We start from the raw sequence: 18965 nt of genomic DNA on the forward strand, positions 1-18965 counted from the left end.
TCCATGGGACGCGAAAAGGCTGGTGGTCCAGGGTGAGTACCCTGGACCACCAGCCTACGGAGCACCACTGACAACGGCCCGCGGCCGCTGTGGAGGGATGTCTCAGCTCTGGTTGTAGAACCCCGAGCCGTCGTCGGAGTTGTCGATCACCAGGACCTCGACCTCGGGCGGAGCCAGCAGGAACACCCGCTTCGCGATCCGCTCGATGCTGCCCCGGGTACCGAAGGTCAGCCCGGAGGCGAAGTCCACCAGGCGCTTCGCGTCGGCGTCCGTCATACCCGTCAGGTCCATGATGACGGGGGTGCCGACGCGAACGTGCTCGCCGATGATCCGTGCCGACTCGAAGCCCGTCGGCCGGATCGAGGTGATCTGCGGCGCGTGCGGGGCCGGGACGAGCTCGGGGGAGTCCCACGGCTCCTCGTAGTCGGGCACCGCCACCGGATAGTTCCCGGAGGGCGCCAGCCATCCGCGGTAGTCGTCACGCAGTGCTGCTCCCATGCCGTGCCTCCCCATCCGTCCTGCTGCCCCGTGATGTGCACGATGGTGTTTCCGTGCAGAGTGTTTCGGTACTGTCCCACCGTGCTGTCCGAGTATCGCATTGATCACCGACAAAGCACCCGTCTGGTCGTGTCGGCGCGCCGTTAGTGTCAACCGATCTGACGTTCTGTTCGGACGCAGGATCGATTCGATCGGTTCCATTCGCACAGACGTACGAATAGGCGTTCACTGGTTCTGCTGAGTTTCCAACGAGGCCGGTTTTGCCATGTCAGACAGGGGAAGTATTGCCCAATCGCCTTCTGCAGGACGGTTTCTTCGCGGATCTGTTCGCCCCGTGTTCGCCCCCGCGTGACCATCATCGCGGCTCGCCGAATCCCGGGCCACCGGATTTCCCATCACCGGACTTTCACAGACTCCCGGATGACGCACCGTCGAATCCGGACGATCCATCCCGGTGCTCTTCGCGGAGCTGCCCGCCGGAGGTGATGAGGCGTCCCGCGAACCCCATGCCCGGGCCGCTCCGCCGACCACGTAGGGTGTCGGCCGCGCGTCCTTACCGATCAAGACGAAGGAGACCGACCGTGCCGCGACCCGTCACGATCGTCACGGGCGGCAGTCGCGGCATCGGCGCCGCCGTCTGCCGCCGCCTGGCCGCGGAGGGCCACGACCTGCTGCTCGGCTTCCTCTCCGACGCCGACTCCGCCGAGCAGGTCGTCGCCGCCGTACGGAAGGGCGGTGCGCACTGCGTCGCCGTCCGGGCCGACACCTCGGTCGAAGCCGACGTCACCCGGTTGTTCGACACCGCCGCGGCCGAACTCGGCCCGGTCACCGGGCTGGTCAACAACGCGGCCGTGACCGGCCCGCTCGGCCGGCTCGCCGACACCGGTACCGACGTGCTGCGCCGGGTGCTGGACGTCAACCTGCTCGGATACCTGCTCTGCGCCCGTCGCGCCGCCCAGGTCATGACGAGCGGAGGCGCCATCGTCAACATCTCCTCGGCGGCCGCCACCCTGGGCAGCCCGGGGGAGTACGTCCACTACGCCGCGACCAAGGCCGCAACGGACGCGCTGACCGTGGGCCTCGCCAAGGAGCTCGCGGCGGAGGGGATCCGGGTGAACGCGGTCGCTCCCGGCATCACTCTGACCGGGATGCACGCGGCCGCGGGGGACCCGGACCGGGTGGATCGGGCCGCCGCCACCCGCATCCCCATGCGCCGCGCGGGCGAGCCCGACGAGATCGCGGCGGCCGTGGCGTGGCTGCTCTCGCCCGACTCCTCCTACACCACCGGGGCGGTGCTGCGGGTCGCGGGAGGGATGTGACCCGGGACGGACGGGTGGGGCGCGATCCGACCTGGGCACCCGTCAGCATCCGGTCGCGGTCGACTCCTGGTCCCGCTCGCCGGGCTGGAGCCCGACCGTTGCCGCGTTCGCCCTGCCCGGGTTCACGGTTCGGGCGGCCGGGGCCAGCACGCCCGCGCCGACGATGAGGCCGACTGCCAGCACAGTGACGACGGCGAAGGAGACCGGAAGCGAGCTGGCCTGCGCGATCGTACCGATCGTCGCGGGCGCGACCAGGCCCGAGGTATAGGTGACAGTGGCGACCCCGGCGATCGCCCGGCTGGGATTCTCCCCGCTGTGTCCGGCCGCCGCGAAGCACACCGGGACGACCACGGCGATGCCGATGCCGAGCAGAGCGAAACCGGCGATGGCCGGGACCGGCGTCCGGGAGATCACCACCAGCATCCCGCCGAGCACGGCGACGACCCCGCCGAGCCGCACCGTCCGCACCGGACCGAAGCGCCGCACGGCCATGTCCCCGGCCAGCCGGCTCGCGGCCATCGTGCAGGCGAAGGCCGTGTAGCTGGCGGCTGCCACCCCGGCCGAGGCGCCCGCTGTCCCGTGCAGGTAGACGCCGCTCCAGTCGCCGCTGGCCCCTTCCGCGAACACCGCGCAGAACCCCACCAGGCCGATCGCCAGCGCCGACCTCGGCGGCAGCGCGAACCTCGGCGGCGCCTCGGCCTCCGGCTCGGGGCGGACGTCGAGCAGCCCCCGGCAGGCCAGTACCCCGATCCCGATCAGCAGCACCGCCATGACGGCCAGGTGGACCCGCGCGTCCCAGCCCTGGCCCGCAGCGACGGCGCCGACCGCCGAGCCGAGCAGCCCGCCGACACTCCACATGCCGTGCAGCCCCGACATGATCGAGCGGCCCATCCGCTGCTCGACCTCGACCCCCTGCGCGTTCATCGCCACGTCCGCGGTACCGGCGCAGGCGCCGAACAGCAGCAGGCTGAGGGCCAGCACCGGCAGGTTGGGCGCCAGCGCCGGCAGGACCAGGGAGGCGCACCACAAGGAGATCAGCAACCGCACGGCGGCCCGGTGCCCCCAGGCGTGCACCAGGCGGCCGGCGAGCGGCATCGCCAGGGACGAGCCGAGGGCCGGTGCGACCAGGGCCAGGCCGAGTTCACCCGCGCTCAGATGCAGCTGGTCCTTGATCCAGGGGATCCGGGTGGCGAAGCTCCCGGCGACTGCTCCGTGCACGGCGAAGACGGCGGCCACCGAGCGTCGGGCCCGGCGGACGGCTTGCTGGTCCATGGTCAGATCCCCTTTGTGTGAAGGATCAACTTATCCTCGGACGGCCCGGTGCGTCAGGTCCTGGAGGTCGGCGACTCAGGTGCTTCGACGGCGGTGCGGATCATCCCCGAGTGAGAGGGTTCGGCACGAGAAGTGCGCTGATGGGGTGTTGGCTACGCTTTGACTACTGGGCCCTCGCACATGCGAGGTGTCCTACAGTTCACCCCTGGCTTGTGCAATGCTACGAGTGACGAGGGGATTGCAGATGCGACAAGATGATCGTCCTGTGAACAGCTACCGAATCGGCGAGGCTGCGGCCCTGCTGGGCGTCAGCGCCGACACCATGCGTCGCTGGGTCGATGCGGGTCGGCTCGTCGCCGAGCGGGACGAGCACGGCCACCGGATCGTGCCCGGTTCCCAACTCGCGGCCTTCGCCCGGGAACTGGCCCGGTCGGAGAACGCCGGGGCGGAGGGGACGCCCTCCTCCGCGCGCAACCGCTTCCGGGGCATCGTCACCGAGGTGATCCTCGGCGACGTCGCCGCGCAGGTGGAGATCCAGGCGGGTCCCTTCCGGGTCGTGTCGCTCATCAGCCGAGAGTCGGCCGAGGAGCTGAAGTTGGAGCCCGGGGTGCCCGCCGTAGCCGTGATCAAGTCGACCAACGTCGTCGTCGAACGCCCGTAGCCGTTCACTGTCAGCACTTGTAGCGCGCGTGCTCGAACGCGCCCGTCACCTGGGGGTTTTCCATCATGACCAGCACCCGTACCCGCTCCGCCCGGCGCTCAGCGCTCGCCGTCGCCACAGCCGGCGTCGCGCTCGTCGCCCTGACTGCCTGTAGCTCCAGCGCCACGACCCCGGCGGCGTCCGCAGCCTCTTCCTCCTCGGGCGCCCCCTCGGCGACAGCTTCCGCGGGCACCGCGCTGAGCGGCAAGCTCACGGTCTTCGCCGCCGCCTCCCTGAAGAACACCTTCACCAAGTTCGGTAAGGAGTTCGAAGCGGCGCATCCGGGGGTGACCGTCACCTTCAACTTCGGCGGCAGCGACACCCTCGCGGCGAGCATCGTCTCGGGCGCCCCCGCGGACGTCTTCGCCTCCGCGAGCCTCGCCACCATGACGACCGTCACCAAGGCGTCGGACAACGCCGCTGCGCCCGCGAACTTCGCACGCAACGCCCTGGAGATCGCCGTCGTCCCCGGCAACCCCAAGAACATCACCAGCCTCAGCGCCCTCGCCGCGCCGGGCACCAAGGTCGCGCTCTGCGCCAAGACCGTCCCCTGCGGTGCGGCCGCCGTCAAGGCCCTCGGCGCCGCCAACGTCAAGGTCACCCCGGTGACCTACGAGCAGGACGTCACCAGCGCGCTGACCAAGGTCGAGCTCAAGGAGGTCGACGCGGCGCTGGTCTACCGCACGGACGTCCTGGGCGCCAAGGGCAAGGTCGTCGGCGTCGACTTCCCCGCCGCCCAGCAGGCCATCACCACCTACCCCATCGCCCCGCTGGCCCACGGCAGCAACAGCGCCGCAGCGCAGGCGTTCACCGCCTTCGTGCTCTCCGCCCCGGCCCAGCAGGAACTCGCGGCAGCGGGCTTCCAGGCCCCGTGACCAGCCCCGTGACCGGATCGGACCCCCCGGCGGCGGAGAATCCTCCCGCCGCTGGGGGGCGCGGCGGGGCGCCCGACCGCTCCCGCCGCACCGAGCGCCCGGGCCGTCCCGACCTGCTCGAAGGAGCCCGCACACGGCCGCGCCGCCGCCGGGTCGGCGCGGTCCCGGCCGCCCTGCTGCTCCCCGCCGTCGCCGGCCTCGCCTTCCTGGTGCTGCCTCTGGTCGGACTCCTGGTCAGGGCGCCCTGGAGCAGCCTGCCCAGCGCCCTCAGCGGCGGCGCCGTGTGGCCGGCGCTGAGGTTGTCGCTGGTCACCGCGACCGCCGCCACGGCGGTGTCGCTGGTCCTCGGCGTGCCGGTGGCCTGGGTGCTCGCCCGTACCGAGTTCCCCGGACGCAGGCTGATGCGCACCCTGGTCACCGTGCCGCTGGTGATGCCCCCGGTGGTCGGCGGCGTGGCGCTGCTGCTGGTGTTCGGCCGCAACGGCCTCGTCGGCCGCTGGCTCGACTCCGCCTTCGGCATCACCCTGCCGTTCACCACGGCCGGCGTGGTCGTCGCCGAGGCCTTCGTCGCCATGCCCTTCCTCATCCTCAGCGTCGAGGGCGCGCTGCGCAGCGCGGACTCCCGCTACGAGGAGGCGGCCGCGACCCTCGGTGCCTCCCGCTTCACCGCCTTCCGCCGGGTCACGCTGCCCCTGGTCGCCCCCGGCATCGCCGCGGGCAGCGTCCTGGCCTGGGCGCGGGCCCTCGGCGAGTTCGGCGCGACGATCACCTTCGCGGGCAACTTCCCCGGCACCACGCAGACCATGCCGTTGGCCGTGTACCTGGCCCTGCAGGACGACCCGGCCTCCGCGATCGCCCTCAGCCTGGTGCTGCTCGTCGTCTCCGTGCTGGTTCTGGTCGGACTGCGCGGACGCTGGACCGGAGGCCCGGCATGACCACCCCGCTTCCTGCCGCCGCGCCCACCGAACGACCGGAGGCTGAAGGACTGCACGCCCACCTCGTCGTCGACCGCGCCCCTCGCGCCCCGGCGGGCCGCGGTGAAACGAGCGCCGCACCCTTCCAACTCGACATCACCCTCACCGCGCGCCCCGGCGAGGTCCTCGCCCTGCTCGGCCCGAACGGCGCGGGCAAGACCACCGCGCTGCGCGCCCTGGCCGGGCTCACCCCGCTCACCTCGGGACGGCTCACCCTCGACGGGCACACCCTGGAGGAGCCCGCCGCCCGGCTCCGGGTGCCGCCCGAGGAGCGCCCCGTCGGCGTCGTCTTCCAGGACTACCTGCTCTTCCCGCACCTCAGCGCACTCGACAACGTCGCCTTCGGCCTGCGCACCCGCGGCGTCCGCCGGGCCGCTGCCCGTGCCCAGGCAGCCGTCTGGCTGGACCGCGTCGGCCTCGCCGACCATGCGGGGGCCCGCCCGCGCGCCCTGTCCGGCGGTCAGGCCCAGCGCGTCGCCCTGGCCCGCGCGCTCGCCCCCCACCCACGTCTGCTGCTCCTCGACGAGCCGCTGGCCGCGCTGGACGCCCGTACCCGCCTGGACGTCCGCACCCAACTGCGCCGCCACCTCGCCGCCTTCGACGCCGTGGCCGTCCTGGTCACCCACGACCCCCTGGACGCGATGGTCCTCGCCGACCGCCTCACCGTCATCGAGGACGGCCGCGTCGTCCAGCAGGGCGCGCCCGCCGACATCGCCCGGCACCCCCGCAGCGACTACATCGCCCGGCTGGTGGGTCTCAACCTCTACCGGGGTACCGCCGACGGCCACGAGGTGCGGGTGGACGACACCGTGGTCGCCACCGCCGACAGCGAGGACGGACCGGTCTTCGTCGCCTTCCCCCCAGCGGCCGTCACGGTCCACCGCAGCCGACCCGACACCAGCGCCCGCAACCTGTGGCCGGTCACCATCACCGGTATGGAACTGCACGGCGACCAGGTCCGCCTGGACCTCTCCGGCGACCTGCGGATCACCGCCGACCTCACCCCGGCCGCCGTCGCCGACCTCGGCCTCGCCGAGGGCAACGAAGTGTGGGCGGCCGTCAAGGCCACCCAGACGCACGCCTATCCCGCGTAACTCCAGGCCTCATCCGTCACGATGGGAGGACGAGCCCCGGCGGGACGAGTCCTGGCAGCCAAGGAGCGTGCATGCACGGCAGCGCGAGCACCCCGCAGGACGCACCCGGCCCCTGTGCGGCGGGCAGCGCCGCCCTCGACGGCGTCCCCGAGACGATGCTGTGGACGCTGCACCACCGCGCCGCCGAGGCCCGCCGACCGGACACGGTGCTGGCGGACCCTCAGGCCGTCGCCCTCGCGGAAGCCGTCGACTTCCCCTTCCTCCAGCGCTTCGGCCACGCCCACGCCCTCGCGGCCCAGGCCATCGCCCTCCGTGCGGCGTGCTTCGACTCCGTCATCCGGGAGTTCCTCGATGTCTTCCCGGACGGCACCGTCGTCTCGCTCGGCGAGGGTCTGGAGACCTCCTTCTGGCGGGTGGACAACGGCCGGGTCCAGTGGCTCACCGTCGACCTGCCCGAATCTCTCGCCCTGCGCCACGCCCTGCTGCCGCACGGGCCCAGACAGCGCACGCTGGCCGTCGACGCCCGCGACCACGCCTGGATCGCGGAGGTCGATCCCGCTGACGGGGTGCTCGTCGTGGCCCAGGGACTGTTCATGTACCTGCGGCCGCCGGAGGTGCGCGATCTGATCGCGAACTGCGCCGAGCACTTCCCCGGTGGCGGCCTGGTCTTCGACGCCGTGCCGCGCTGGTTCAACCGGCCGGGCCACCCGCGGCGGATCCACCTCTCCAGTGGCTACCGCCTGCCGCCGATGCCCTGGCGCATGGACGCGGGGGAGCGGCACAAGCTCGCCACCGCGCACCCCGGCATCGCCGAGATCCGGGACGTGCCGCTGCCGCGCGGCCGGGGACTTGTCTGGAGTGTGCTGGCTCCGCTGGCCGACCGCATTCCCGTCGTGTGGGACAAGCGACCCTCCGTCACCCTGCTGCGTTTCGCCAGCCGTTGACGCATCGATACTTCGACACATCGATGTGCTGACGTACTGGCGCACTGACGCACTGACACGCCGCTTCACCCGTTCGCCGGACAGTGCGGGCACAGGCGGGGCTCCCGCACGATGATCGTCATCAACGGGTCGGGCGAGGAGCGAAGGCGGACGACGATGCAGGACACCTGGGGTGCGCGGACCACCAGCCGGCGCCGCCGCGCGCCGGTCGGCGCCCTCGCGGTGCTGGCCGCACTGCTGGTGGGCGCGGGTGCGGCAGGCTGCGGTAGCGCGGGCATGTCCGCCCCACCGGCGGCCGCACCCGCCACCGGTTCCCCGGGGTCGTCGGCCGGCACGTCCACCTCCTTTCCCGTCGGTGCCAGCCCCAGCGCCTGGTCGCAGCAGCGCCTGGAACGGGCCCTGTCCAAGCACGGCGGAACCTCCCACCCGGCGAAGGCCACCGACAGCAACGCCCGGGTCGGTGCGATCTTCAACCACGACGTCACCGGTGACCACTTCTGCACCGCCAGCGTCGTCCACAGTCCGGGCCGGAACCTGTTGATCACCGCGGCGCACTGCGTCCACGGCGGCCAGGGCGGCAACTACTCGGCCGACCTGGTCTTCGTCCCCGACTACCGGGACGGCAGCGCTCCGCAGGGAGAGTGGCCGGTCACCCGGATCGCCGTCGACCAGCGCTGGATCGACTCCTCCGACCCCGACCTCGACGTCGCCTTCGTCACCCTCGGCCCGGTGGGCGGCAAGAACATCGAGGACGTCCTGGGCGCCAACACTCTGGGCGTCAACATGGGCTTCGACCGGATCGTCCAGGTCACCGGATACCCGTCCACCGCCGCCGCCCCCATCTCCTGCTTCAACCGGACCACCCAGCAGAGCCAGTACCAGATGCGGATCGCCTGCACCGGCTACCCCGGCGGCACCAGCGGCAGCCCCTGGCTCACCGCGTTCGACAAAGCCACCCGGACCGGCACCGTCATCGGCGTCATCGGCGGCTACCAGCAGGGCGGCGACACCGACGACGTCTCGTACAGCCCCTACTTCGACGAGGACGTCCAGAACCTCTACAACCAGGCAGTGGCCCAGAGCGGCTGACACCGCGTGCCCCACCCGCAACTCCTGCCAAGCCCGACCAATCCGCATGCCGAGCCGCAACGAATACCCCGTGTCCGGGAGACGTGGGTGCGGTCCGCGCGTGCGCGGCCCGCCGGGATCGTTGGGATGTGCGGGTATGACCGAGAACGTCGATGTGACGACCCTGCCGGGGCCGGGAACCGGCCGTCACCGAGGGGCCCGTGCCGGGGTCGCGGACCATCCGTTGGACGGCGGCGCGCGCCGCCGGATCGCCGTCGTCGGCAGCGGCGTCGCCGGACTGACCGCGGCCCACGAGCTGACCCGGTCCGGCGCCGAGGTCACCCTCTACGAGGCCGACGCGCGCCTCGGCGGCCACGCCCACACCCAGGACGTCGCCCAGGCCCGCGGTCCGGCGCTCGCCCTGGACACGGCCTTCCTGGTCCACAACGAGCGCACCTACCCGCACCTGCTGCGGCTCTTCGCCGAGCTCGGAGTCACCACGCAGGACTCCGAGATGAGCATGTCCGTACGCTGCCTCAGCTGCGGCCTCGAGTACGCGGGCGCGCGCGGCCTGTCCGGCCTGCTCGCGCAACCACGGTCGCTGCTGCGGGCCCGCTACCTGCGGATGCTCGCGGAAGTGACCCTGTTCCACCGCAGCGCGCGGCAGCTGCTCGCCTCGGACGACCCGGCCGCCGAGGAGCTGACCCTGCGCCAGTTCGTGCGCGGGCGCGGCTTCTCGCCCTACTTCACCGCACACTTCCTGACACCCCTGGTGGCGGCGGTCTGGTCCTGCGCCCCCGACCTCGCCGGCGAGTACCCGGCCCGCTACCTGTTCGCCTTCCTCGACAACCACGGCATGCTCTCCGTCCGCGACTCGCCCACCTGGCGCACCGTCGTCGGCGGCTCCCGCACCTACGTGCGACGCATCGCCGCCGGCCTCGCCACCGTCCGCACCGGCACCCCCGTCCGCGCCGTGCACCGGCACCCCGACGGCGTCCGGATCACCGTCGCCGACCCGTCCGCGGCCCCGGACGAGTACGACGGCGTCGTCCTTGCCACGCACCCCGACCAGGCACTGCGGCTGCTCGCCGACCCGACCAGGGAGGAGCAGCAGGTCCTGGGAGCGTTCGGCTACTCGCACAACCCCACCGTGCTGCACCGTGACACCTCGGTGCTGCCCCGCGCGCCCCGCGCCCGCGCCTCCTGGAACTACCTGATGGCCTCCTGCGTGGACCGCTCCGACCAGGTCCGCGTCAGCTACCACCTCAACCGGCTGCTGCGCCTCGATACCGCCGACGACTACCTGGTCACCCTCAACGAGGACCCGCTGCACCAGGTCGCCCCCGAACACGTCATCTCCAGGACCGTGTACCAGCACCCCCTCTACACCCGCGACTCGCGGGCCGCCCAGCTCCGCCTGCCCGGACTCAACACCGGCCGCACCGCCTTCGCCGGCGCGTACCACGGCTGGGGCTTCCACGAGGACGGCTGCCGCTCGGGCGTGGACGCCGCCCGCGCGCTGAACGCGCTGGTGCGCTCATGACCCTCACCCAGGCGCGGACAGCAGCGCGACGGCCGCTGCCCGGACCGTGGGGCGCGGCGCTCTACGACTGCCGCATCGCCCACGTCCGCACCCGGCCCGTCCGGCACGCCTTCCAGCACCGCACCTACCTCTGGCTGGTGGACCTGGACCGGCTCCCGCGCCTCCCTCCGCCGCTGCGCCCGCTTGCCCGCTTCCAGGCCCGCGACCACCTCGGCGACCCCGCCCGCAGCCTGCGCGATAACCTCGACGGCTACCTCGCCACCCATGGCGTCGACCTCGACGGCGGCCAGGTCCTGATGCTCTCCCACGCCCGCTCGCTCGGCCACGTGTTCAACCCGATCACCCTCTACTGGTGCCACGACCCCGACGGCAGGCCGGTCTGCACCGTCGCCGAGGTCCACAACACCTACGGCGAACGCCACTGCTACCTGCTCCGGCCCGACCCGGACGGACGGGCCGACACCACCAAGGAGTTCTATGTCTCCCCGTTCTTCCCCGTCGACGGCCGCTACCGGATGCTGCTGCCGCCGCCCGACGGCCGGCTGCGCCTGACGATGCATCTGGAACACGACGGCGCCCGCCCGTTCACCGCGACGGTGCAGGGCGTCCGCCGACCCGCAGGACCAAGCGGCCTGCTGCGCGCGGCCGTGCGGCACCCCTGGTCCACGGCTGCGGTCTCCGCCCACATCCGGATCCAGGGCGTCCGCCTGTTCGCGCGCGGACTCCCCGTCCAGCCCCGCCCGCAGCACTCCCACCAGGAAGGAGTCTCCGCGCCATGACCCAGACAGCAGACCGAGCCGCAGACCGAGCCACGGCCGGACCATCCGCCGGGCAGGGCCTCCACCGGACCGCCGACGCCCGCACCGCCGACGCCCCGATCGCCGACGCCCGGACCGCTGACGCCCGGACCGCCGACCCCCAGCGCTGGCCCGACGTCGCGACCGTCCCCAGCTCGGCCGTCCGCGCCCGCTTCGCCGAGGCACTGCTGCGCCGCGTGGCCAGGCGGCTCCGACTACGAGTGGAACTCCCCGGCGGCCGACTCCTCACCCCCGCTCCGCCGCCCGGCGCGCCCGTGCTGCGGCTGGAGGCGCCCGAGGACTTCTTCCGGCGCGTCGGCACCGGCGGCCTCATCGGGTTCGGCGAGTCCTACCAGGCGGGCGACTGGGACTCACCCGACCTGGTGGCGCTGCTCACCGCGCTCGCCCGCTCCCCGCAGACCCTCGTCCCGCCCCGCCTGCAGTGGCTCCGCCGTTGGTACGCCGCGCGGCGGCCCGCCGAACAGCTCGGCACGCCCGAGAACACCCGGCGCAACATCGCCGCCCACTACGATCTCTCCAACGACCTGTTCGCGCTGTTCCTCGACCCCACCATGACCTACTCCGCCGCGCTGTTCCCCACCGACGCCCACGGCGCGCCCCTCGCCTCGCCGGGTCTGCTGGAGGCCGCGCAGCATCGCAAGATCGACCGGCTGCTCGACCTGGCCGGCGTCCGCGCAGGCAGTCGCGTCCTGGAGATCGGCACCGGTTGGGGCGAACTCGCCCTGCGCGCCGCGGCCAGGGGAGCCACCGTGGTCACCCTCACCCTCTCCGAGGAGCAGCGCAGGCTCGCGCAGAACCGCATCGCCGCCGCCGGACACGAGGACCAGGTGGACGTACGGCTGTGCGACTACCGGGCGGCCACCGGTCAGTACGACGCAGTCGTCAGCGTGGAGATGGTCGAGGCGGTCGGCCGCGACTACTGGCCCGCCTACTTCGGCACCCTGGACCGGGTACTCGCCCCCGGCGGCCGGATCGCGCTGCAGGCCATCACCATGCCGCACGAACGGATGCTCGCCACCGAGCACACCTTCACCTGGATCCAGAAGTACATCTTCCCCGGCGGCCTGCTCCCCTCCGTCGAAGCGGTCGAGGGCACCCTCGCCGCCCACACCACGCTCAGCCTGACCCACCGCCAGGGCTACGGCGCGCACTACGCCGAGACCCTGCGGCTGTGGCGGGAGCGCTTCACCGCCCGCGCCACCGCCGTCGACGAACTCGGCTTCGACAGCGTGTTCCGCCGCATGTGGACGCTCTACCTGGCCTACTCCGAGGCCGGATTCCGCAGCGGCTACCTCGACGTCCAGCACCTGGTGCTGGCCAGGGAGGGCGACCCGGGATGAGCGGCATCGACACCGCCGCACTGCTCACCTCCCTGGCGGCCGGCCTCGGCGCCGCCGTGGCCGTCCTCCTCGCCGCATTCGCGGTGGGCGCCCGCACCGGACTCCACCGCGTCGTCGACGTCGCCTGGGGCCTGGCCTTCTGCGCGGTCGCCGGAACCGGGTACGCGCTGTCCGCCGGATACGGCGACCCGGGCCGCCGGCTGCTCGCGCTACTCCTGGTGCTGGTCTGGGGGTTGCGGCTGTCCGCGCACATCTGGCACCGGGGCAGGGGACACCCGGAGGACCCCCGCTACGCCCGGATGCTCTCCCGTGTCCCGCCGGAGCGCCGTACCCGCTATGCCCTGCGGATGGTCTACGGCCTGCAGGCGGGCATCGTCTGGCTGGTCGCGCTCCCGGTCCAGGTCGCCCTGTTCGTGCCCCGGGCACCCGGGGCCCTGGCCTGGACGGGCACCGCGCTGTGGGCCGTCGGCCTGCTGTTCGAAGCGGTCGGCGACCGCCAGCTGAGCCGGTTCCGGGCCGACCCCGCCAACCGCGGCCGGGTCCTGGACAGCGGGCTGTGGCGCTACACCCGGCATCCCAACTACTTCGGCGACGCCTGCGTCTGGTGGGGCCTGTTCCTGCTCGCTACGGACGTGCCGATCGGCTGGGCGGCGCTGGTCTCACCGCTGCTGATGACCTATCTGCTGGTCAACGGCAGCGGAAAACCCATGCTCGAACGGCAGCTCGGATCGACCAAGCCCGGCTACCCCGCCTACGTCGCGCGCACCAGCGGATTCCTCCCGCTGCCCCCGCGCCGACCCCGACCATAACCCTAGACCTGACCTTTAGCCTCGCGTTGAACGGGGACCGACTACAGGACCTGGGACCCGTACATCTCGCCGAGCGGGTCGGCGATGAGTTCGAGCCGTGCGCCGTCCGGGTCGCGGAAGTAGACCGAGACCTCGCTGTGGACGACGTGCTCCACACCGGCCTGCTCCAGATTCCGGACCAGGTGCCGCCAGCGTTCCGGCTCCACGGAGATGGCGACATGGTGAAGGCCGCCGAGGACCTCCGCGTAGGGGCCGACCTCGAGGCCCGGGAAGTCGAAGAACGCGAGCAGATTGCCGTTGCCGATGTCGAAGAAGAAGTGCGACGAGCCCGGGTAGTCCCGGTTGTCGATCAGCTCGGTGAGCGGGAACTCCAGGACGTCCTGGTAGAACTGGACGGTGCGTTCCACGTCGCTGCTGATCAGGGCCGTGTGGTGCAGTCCGCGGGCCGAGGACGCCGGGCGCTCGTGGGCGGGGCGCAGGTGCGTGGCGCGGATCCGGTCGCGTTCGGCCTGGACAGCCGCGAGGTCAGGCGTGGCCATGGTTTCTCCTTCTTCGGCTTCGGCAGTCAGCGGGCAATGGTGGCATGCATCTCCCACACCAGGATCTCGGCGGGCTCGACCGCGGTGACCTTCTGCCCGCCGACCGCGGTGAAGCGCACGGCGTCGCCGGCGGACAGCGGCCCGACGCCTTCGAGGGCGACGTCGCCACGTGGGACAAACAGGTGGACGAACGGGGCGTCCGGCAGCTCGACGCTCTGGCCGGGCTGCAGCCGGGCGACGTGCAGCGCCGCGTAGCGGTTCTTGATGCGGATGGCGGATTCGCCGTCGTGCTTGTCCATCCCGGACGCCACCGGGATCAAGCCGCCGGACAGCAGCTCATTGTCGATCTCGAGCTGTTCGTAGCCAGGCGTGATGCCGCTCTCGTCGGGGGCGACCCACATCTGGACGAAGTGGACCGGGTCGGTGTGCGCGTCGGCGCCGCTCAGGCGCCAGGAGTCGTTCTTCTCCGAGTGCAGGATGCCCTTGCCCGCGCTCATCCGCTGCGCGAGTCCGGGGTAGATCACGCCGGAGTGCCCCGTGGAGTCCTGGTGGACCAGGGAGCCCTGCATCACCCAGGTGACGATCTCCATGTCGCGGTGCGGGTGGGTCTCGAAGCCGCTGCCCGGTCGGACGATGTCGTCGTTGTTCACCAGCAGCAGGCCGTGGTGGGTGTTCGCAGCGTCGAACTGGCTACCGAAGGAGAAGGAGTGCTTGGAGTCCAGCCAGTCGATTTTCGTGGCGAAGCGATCGCCGGAGCGGCGGACGTCGATCTGGGGGCGAATTCCGGTGGTGCTCATCACGAGGCCCTCTCTGTGTGTCCTGGCGGTGTTTTGTCGCACCGCTGTGGACTCGAACATAGTTGATACTTCAACTATTCCGCCAGGGGTACCAGGCAGAGGGCATCAGGGAGGGAGCTCAGGCCCAGCGGTGCTCGCCCACGCCGCCCGGGGGGACGCCGACGGTCGCCGCGGCGGTCTGCGCGTCGCGCCATACGGTGTACTCGCCTGCCGCCAGCGGTGAGATGACAGCGCAGTGGAGGGTACGGCCCGCCAGGTGCCGGGGTCGCACGGCGGCGTGGGTGCGGTGACGGGTGTCGCCCACCGGGCTGACCTCGATCTCCAGTCCGTCCTGCTCGGGGCCGGTGTGGATGATCAGGGCGCCGAGTTCGCCGCCGATTTCCAGCACGACGCTGCCCTCGCGGGAGGGGGCAGGCAGCGGAGCGTGCGGATGGGCGTGGGCGTGGGTGTCGGGATGGGCGTCGGGGTGGGCGTGGGGGTGAGTGTGCGGCATCGCGAATCCTTCCGGGTCTGGGGCGCGGGTCGGTGCCGGCGGCGTGGCGGCACGCCGCCGGCACCGGGGTGGGTCAGGACGACGGGTTGTGGTACCCGTCGTAGGGGACGCCCAGGTAGGGGAAGTGGTCCAGGTAGGGGTTCTTGGGCGAGTGGTTGTCCAGGCCGTCGGTGATGCCCTTGGCGGCTGCGTCCACCGGGTAGGTCTTGTCGACCAGCGCGTAGGTGAGTCCCGCGATCGCGCGGAGCTCCACGGTCACCACGTCGTCGAAGACCCGGCGGCCGTTGGGGAAGCCGGCCGGGTCACCGGCGACCAGGCCGAGGATGTTGGGTGAGGTGGCCGGCGGGACCGCGATGTTGAGGCGCAGCATGTCCGCCTCGGTGGTGCCGGTGAAGTTCTGGAAGCCGGGGACGAGCCCGGCCGGAATGCCGGTGAGCAGGATCGCGAGCAGGTCGGCGCGGGGCTTGCCCGACATGTTGAGGGCGTCCAGGTTGGGGAACACGTTCGGGTAGAGGACCGGGAGCAGCCGAGCGAGCTCGGGGTGGGCGACGTAGGTGGCGAACTTCTTGTCGTCGGCCGGGGGCAGGGAGTTCCACAAGTCCTTCTTGCCCATGGGCACCAGGACCTCGTTGAACAGCGGGTTGCCCAGGCGGGAGACCTGCACGAACGGGCCGGACTCGTGCTCGGTGCCGTGCTCGGCCTGGATCACCCGGGCCTGCCTGCGGCTGGCGCTGGTCCACACGCCGATGGTGGCCCGCGGGTCGTTGACGTCGCTGCCGTTCCAGCCGCGGCGGGTGAGCTCGGTGATGGGCACCTGCAGGGCCAGGCTGTGGACGTTGAGCTCCTTGGTGGTGTTCACCCCCGGCTCGTCGCTGGTGAACACGCTCATACCGAACTGGTTGTGCAGCGTCTGGAACGGGCGCAGGTTGGCCAGGTCGAAGATGGAGCCGAGGTCGACGTAGAAGCCCTCCGCGCGCTGTCCGGCGTAGACCTTGCGGCCGCGGCCGACGGAGTGCACGGCCTGCCGGGCCAGGGTGGGGTAGTCAGGGGTGGACAGCGGGCCGATGTTGCACGGCGGGCAGGTCAGGTCCCGTCCCAGGACGGTGGTGCGGCCGCCGTGCTCGACCCGGGTGAGGGTGTAGGTCTGGCGCCGGTTCCAGTTGGGCGAGTCCAGCGAGAGGATGGGGCCGGTGTTGTAGAGGAAGGTGTCGGGGTTGCGCAGGTGCGTGGTGAACCGGAACTGGTAGGTGACATCGGGGCGACCGTCGCCGTCGTTGTCGATGTGGATCTCGTAGAGCACGTCGTCGCCGAACTCGTAGAAGTTCGGGCCGCCCGCGGCGCCCTGCAGGGGGATGTAGTTGGCGATCAGGGTGACGGTGTCGCAGCGGTCGGGGCTGACGAAGGCGTAGACGTCGGTGCTGTCCGCCACCGGGTCCTTGGAGATCTCGGGGGCTTCGCGGTGGGACGACATGAGGGGTCCTCACAGGGGGTGTAGGGCGGGAAAGGGGCGGTCGGGCAGTCGCGCGGGGTGCGGCCGAGCGGATCGGCTCAGCCCGCGGCGCGCAGCAGAGCCGCCGCGAGCTTGCGGTCCCGAACAACGCGGTGCTGGTGGCCGTGGTAGATGTCCAGCTCACCCGTCTTCGCGTCACGCACGTGCACGATCAGCGTCTCGGCGCTCGTCACCGGGCGCTCGCCCGGCCGGGACTCGAAGCTGGGCTCGGCGCTGCGCGGCTCGGCGGCCTGTGCGGTCCCCGCGGCCGCGTTGAGCAGTACCCCTGCGGCGAGGCCGGCCGCCCCGGCCCCGGCTGCGTTCCTGATCAGGCCGCGCCGGGACAGATCTGACATGGCGTCGGTTTCGGGCAGGGGAACGTCGACGGACATGGTTGCTCCTTTGACGATTGGGTGGGGAGGGTCGCCGGTAGTCGAATCCGGGGAACTGACGGAGGCTCTCGGGATTCCGCTCCGGAATCCCACTCCGCTGAATGTGCGCGAGAGCGCACGGCCGGTTCGTGGCAGACGACCTGCGGCCAAAGGGAAGTGAATCGCCGTCAGCGGGGCCCGTCAAGACGCCGCGCCCGTCGACTTCGGGCGTCGACCGAGTGGATGGCACTTCGCCGCAGGTGAAGGCCGTCATGCTGAGCCAGTCGAGGGAACTGTTGCCAGCTTTCCGTCTCGACCAATCCACCCGGGAAGTGGCTCCGAATCATAGTCGGCAGGCACAGAAGGGAGATGCGACACTGACGTTAAATCAGTTGAGATGCCCACCCTCTGCACCGGTGTGATTCGACGCCATCGCGCCTATGCTATGTATGCGCACTTTAAGGATGGCTGAGAGGCTTCTGTGAACGTCAGGTTTCTGCGCGGAATGGGCGCGGCAACTGCGGTCTACGGTCTTGCGGTCGCTCTGCGTCCGGAACTCCTGGCCCGGCCGTCAGGGCTGGTCGACGCGGACGGGCGCACCGCCGACGCCACCGCGGTGTCGCTGCGACCCCTGGGCTGGCGGGACGCCGCGAGCGGGATCGCGATGATGACCGCGCCGGCCGGCGCCCCTCTTGCGACCGCCACGGTCCTGCGCGTCGCTGCGGACTTCGGGGACGCCGTACTCCTCGGCGGAACCCTGCCGGGCCGGGGCAGGCGGCTCAAGGCTGTCGCCGTGTCCGTCGGTTGGGGCGCCCTGTCGGTCGCGGGCCTGCTCGCTGCCCACGGCCGCTCCGGCGTCGACAGGGCGCCGGCTTCGGTCAGACCTTGGTGAGCGCCGCGAGCTCCCGGGTCAGGGTGGGGACGTCGCGGAAGGTCAGCCCCAGTGCGGCCACGTGCTTCCAGCGCACGATCCCCTCGGCGTCGATGACGAAGACGGCGCGCCGCAGCATGCCGCCCAGGCCGATGCCGTAGGCCGCGACGGCCGTGCGCTCGGTGTCGGCGATCAGCGGCATGCGCAGGCCGTGCTTGCGGGCGAAGCTCTCATGGCTGTCCAAGCCCTGCGGGCTTATGCCCCAGACGGTTGCGCCCAGATCGGTGAACGCCTCCATGTCGGAGGAGTACGAGCACAGCTGCTTGGTGCACACCGCGGTGTCGTCGCCCGGGTAGAACGCCAGCACGACCGGGTGTCCGCGCTCCTCGGACAGCGTGCGCTCGCCGCGGACGGCTTCACCGTCGACGAGGTGGACCGAGGGAAGGGTGAAGTCGGGGGCGGGGCTGCCGACCTCGGGGGACTTGGCCATGAGGACCTTCTCCTGCTGGAAGGGGCTGTCCGCCGCGCTTGGCGACGACGACAGCTGCGAACCGGTATGAGGCCCGCCGGTGCAGTGACCGGTCGGGCCCATGCCCAAGCATGGACCCGACGAGGTTTCAGCGAGTCGGCGGACCCCGGCTCAGGCCGCGATGAAACGCTCCAGCGCCTCGACCACCAGCCGGTGGTCCTCCAGCTGCGGCAGCCCCGAGACCGCCACCGTCCCCACCGCGCCGACGCCGTCGACCAGGATCGGGAACGCGCCGCCGTGCGCGGCGAAACGGTCCGGGTCCAGTCGCGACTTCTCCTCGAAGCTGCTGCCCTGGTCCCGGAAGCGCTGCCCCACCAGGTAGGAGCTCTCGCCGTAGCGGCGCACCACCCGGAGCTTGCGTTCGATCCACGCGTCGTTGTCGGCGCTGGTGCCTGGCAGCGCGCAGTGGAACAACTGCTGCTCGCCGCGCCGGACGTCCACGGTCACCACATGTCCGCGTTCGCGGGCGAGTTCCACCAGCAGACAGCCCAGCCGCCAGGCGTCGTCGTTGTCGAATCGGGCCAGCCGAAGCCGCTGCTGCTCGGCCTCCAGCTCGGACGTTCCGGGAAGCTCCGCGGTCTCCGCCGCCGCTGACGCCGTTGCCGCCGTTGCCTGCATGGCC

Annotated in this window: 21 protein-coding genes; 12 read left to right on the plus strand and 9 right to left on the minus strand. The window is 71.7% G+C overall.

Annotated features, from left to right (window positions below; all coding sequences use genetic code 11):
• Positions 1-102 precede the first annotated feature (102 nt).
• On the minus strand, positions 103-498 hold the full coding sequence (locus tag ABIA33_RS11775; RefSeq protein WP_370080202.1) for a cell division protein SepF: 396 nt from the start codon (positions 496-498) through the stop codon (positions 103-105).
• A gap of 581 nt (positions 499-1079) precedes the next feature.
• On the opposite strand from ABIA33_RS11775, the gene ABIA33_RS11780 reads away from it, so the two are divergent.
• Positions 1080-1817 carry an SDR family oxidoreductase gene (locus ABIA33_RS11780; protein WP_370080204.1) on the plus strand — a complete coding sequence of 246 codons (738 nt, stop codon included), beginning with the start codon at positions 1080-1082 and terminating at the stop codon, positions 1815-1817.
• A gap of 42 nt (positions 1818-1859) precedes the next feature.
• Here the strand turns inward: ABIA33_RS11780 and ABIA33_RS11785 are convergent, their stop codons facing one another.
• Positions 1860-3089: an MFS transporter gene (locus ABIA33_RS11785; RefSeq protein WP_370080206.1), complete on the minus strand. Its 1230-nt coding sequence runs from the start codon at positions 3087-3089 to the stop codon at positions 1860-1862.
• Positions 3090-3333: 244 nt separating this feature from the next.
• Here ABIA33_RS11785 and ABIA33_RS11790 point away from each other — a divergent pair, with 244 nt between their 5' ends.
• The 10 genes from ABIA33_RS11790 (at position 3334) to ABIA33_RS11835 (ending at position 13254) form a co-directional block, all read left to right on the plus strand.
• Positions 3334-3750 carry a molybdopterin-binding protein gene (locus tag ABIA33_RS11790; protein ID WP_370080208.1) on the plus strand — a complete coding sequence of 139 codons (417 nt, stop codon included), beginning with the start codon at positions 3334-3336 and terminating at the stop codon, positions 3748-3750.
• Between the two features lie 65 nt (positions 3751-3815).
• On the plus strand, positions 3816-4664 hold the full coding sequence (modA, locus tag ABIA33_RS11795; protein ID WP_370080210.1) for a molybdate ABC transporter substrate-binding protein: 849 nt from the start codon (positions 3816-3818) through the stop codon (positions 4662-4664).
• Positions 4665-4777: 113 nt separating this feature from the next.
• The gene (locus ABIA33_RS11800; RefSeq protein ID WP_370080414.1) at positions 4778-5599 is read left to right on the plus strand and encodes an ABC transporter permease; all 822 of its coding nucleotides are present in this window, start codon (positions 4778-4780) and stop codon (positions 5597-5599) included.
• Positions 5596-6732: an ABC transporter ATP-binding protein gene (locus tag ABIA33_RS11805; protein WP_370080212.1), complete on the plus strand. Its 1137-nt coding sequence runs from the start codon at positions 5596-5598 to the stop codon at positions 6730-6732. The genes ABIA33_RS11800 and ABIA33_RS11805 overlap by 4 nt, the downstream gene beginning before the upstream one ends.
• Positions 6733-6803: 71 nt before the next feature.
• A complete protein-coding gene (locus ABIA33_RS11810) occupies positions 6804-7676 on the plus strand; it encodes a class I SAM-dependent methyltransferase (protein ID WP_370080214.1) in 873 nt (290 codons plus the stop codon).
• 156 nt (positions 7677-7832) lie between these two features.
• On the plus strand, positions 7833-8765 hold the full coding sequence (locus ABIA33_RS11815; protein WP_370080216.1) for a serine protease: 933 nt from the start codon (positions 7833-7835) through the stop codon (positions 8763-8765).
• Positions 8766-8901: 136 nt separating this feature from the next.
• Positions 8902-10287 (plus strand): NAD(P)/FAD-dependent oxidoreductase, encoded by a 1386-nt coding sequence (locus ABIA33_RS11820; RefSeq protein WP_370080218.1) that lies wholly within the window; start codon positions 8902-8904, stop codon positions 10285-10287.
• Positions 10284-11066, plus strand: coding sequence for a DUF1365 domain-containing protein (locus ABIA33_RS11825; RefSeq protein ID WP_370080220.1), 783 nt, complete (start codon positions 10284-10286; stop codon positions 11064-11066). Before ABIA33_RS11820 ends, ABIA33_RS11825 begins: the two co-directional genes overlap by 4 nt.
• On the plus strand, positions 11063-12445 hold the full coding sequence (locus ABIA33_RS11830; RefSeq protein ID WP_370080222.1) for a class I SAM-dependent methyltransferase: 1383 nt from the start codon (positions 11063-11065) through the stop codon (positions 12443-12445). The genes ABIA33_RS11825 and ABIA33_RS11830 overlap by 4 nt, the downstream gene beginning before the upstream one ends.
• Positions 12442-13254: a DUF1295 domain-containing protein gene (locus ABIA33_RS11835; RefSeq protein ID WP_370080224.1), complete on the plus strand. Its 813-nt coding sequence runs from the start codon at positions 12442-12444 to the stop codon at positions 13252-13254. Before ABIA33_RS11830 ends, ABIA33_RS11835 begins: the two co-directional genes overlap by 4 nt.
• 41 nt (positions 13255-13295) lie before the next feature.
• Here ABIA33_RS11835 and ABIA33_RS11840 read toward each other — a convergent pair whose 3' ends face one another.
• From ABIA33_RS11840 to ABIA33_RS11860, 5 genes are all read right to left on the minus strand, one after another.
• Entirely contained in the window at positions 13296-13793 is a 498-nt protein-coding gene (locus ABIA33_RS11840) for a VOC family protein (protein ID WP_370080226.1), read from the minus strand.
• A 26-nt stretch (positions 13794-13819) separates the two neighbouring features.
• Positions 13820-14590 carry a pirin family protein gene (locus ABIA33_RS11845; protein WP_370080228.1) on the minus strand — a complete coding sequence of 257 codons (771 nt, stop codon included), beginning with the start codon at positions 14588-14590 and terminating at the stop codon, positions 13820-13822.
• Between the two features lie 118 nt (positions 14591-14708).
• Complete coding sequence (locus ABIA33_RS11850; protein WP_370080230.1) at positions 14709-15083, minus strand: hypothetical protein; 375 nt, start codon at positions 15081-15083, stop codon at positions 14709-14711.
• 73 nt (positions 15084-15156) lie between these two features.
• Positions 15157-16554, minus strand: a complete 1398-nt coding sequence (locus tag ABIA33_RS11855) for a DUF4331 domain-containing protein (RefSeq protein WP_370080232.1) — start codon at positions 16552-16554, stop codon at positions 15157-15159.
• A gap of 77 nt (positions 16555-16631) precedes the next feature.
• Positions 16632-16964: a hypothetical protein gene (locus tag ABIA33_RS11860; RefSeq protein ID WP_370080234.1), complete on the minus strand. Its 333-nt coding sequence runs from the start codon at positions 16962-16964 to the stop codon at positions 16632-16634.
• 460 nt (positions 16965-17424) lie between these two features.
• On the opposite strand from ABIA33_RS11860, the gene ABIA33_RS11865 reads away from it, so the two are divergent.
• Positions 17425-17835, plus strand: coding sequence for a hypothetical protein (locus ABIA33_RS11865; RefSeq protein WP_370080236.1), 411 nt, complete (start codon positions 17425-17427; stop codon positions 17833-17835).
• Here ABIA33_RS11865 and ABIA33_RS11870 read toward each other — a convergent pair.
• Entirely contained in the window at positions 17822-18304 is a 483-nt protein-coding gene (locus ABIA33_RS11870) for a peroxiredoxin (RefSeq protein WP_370080238.1), read from the minus strand. The genes ABIA33_RS11865 and ABIA33_RS11870 overlap by 14 nt on opposite strands.
• Positions 18305-18454: 150 nt before the next feature.
• A complete protein-coding gene (locus ABIA33_RS11875) occupies positions 18455-18961 on the minus strand; it encodes a heme-degrading domain-containing protein (RefSeq protein WP_370080416.1) in 507 nt (168 codons plus the stop codon).
• Positions 18962-18965: the final 4 nt, after the last annotated feature.

This window comes from Streptacidiphilus sp. MAP12-16 (genome assembly GCF_041262165.1).
GTDB lineage: Bacteria > Actinomycetota > Actinomycetes > Streptomycetales > Streptomycetaceae > Streptacidiphilus.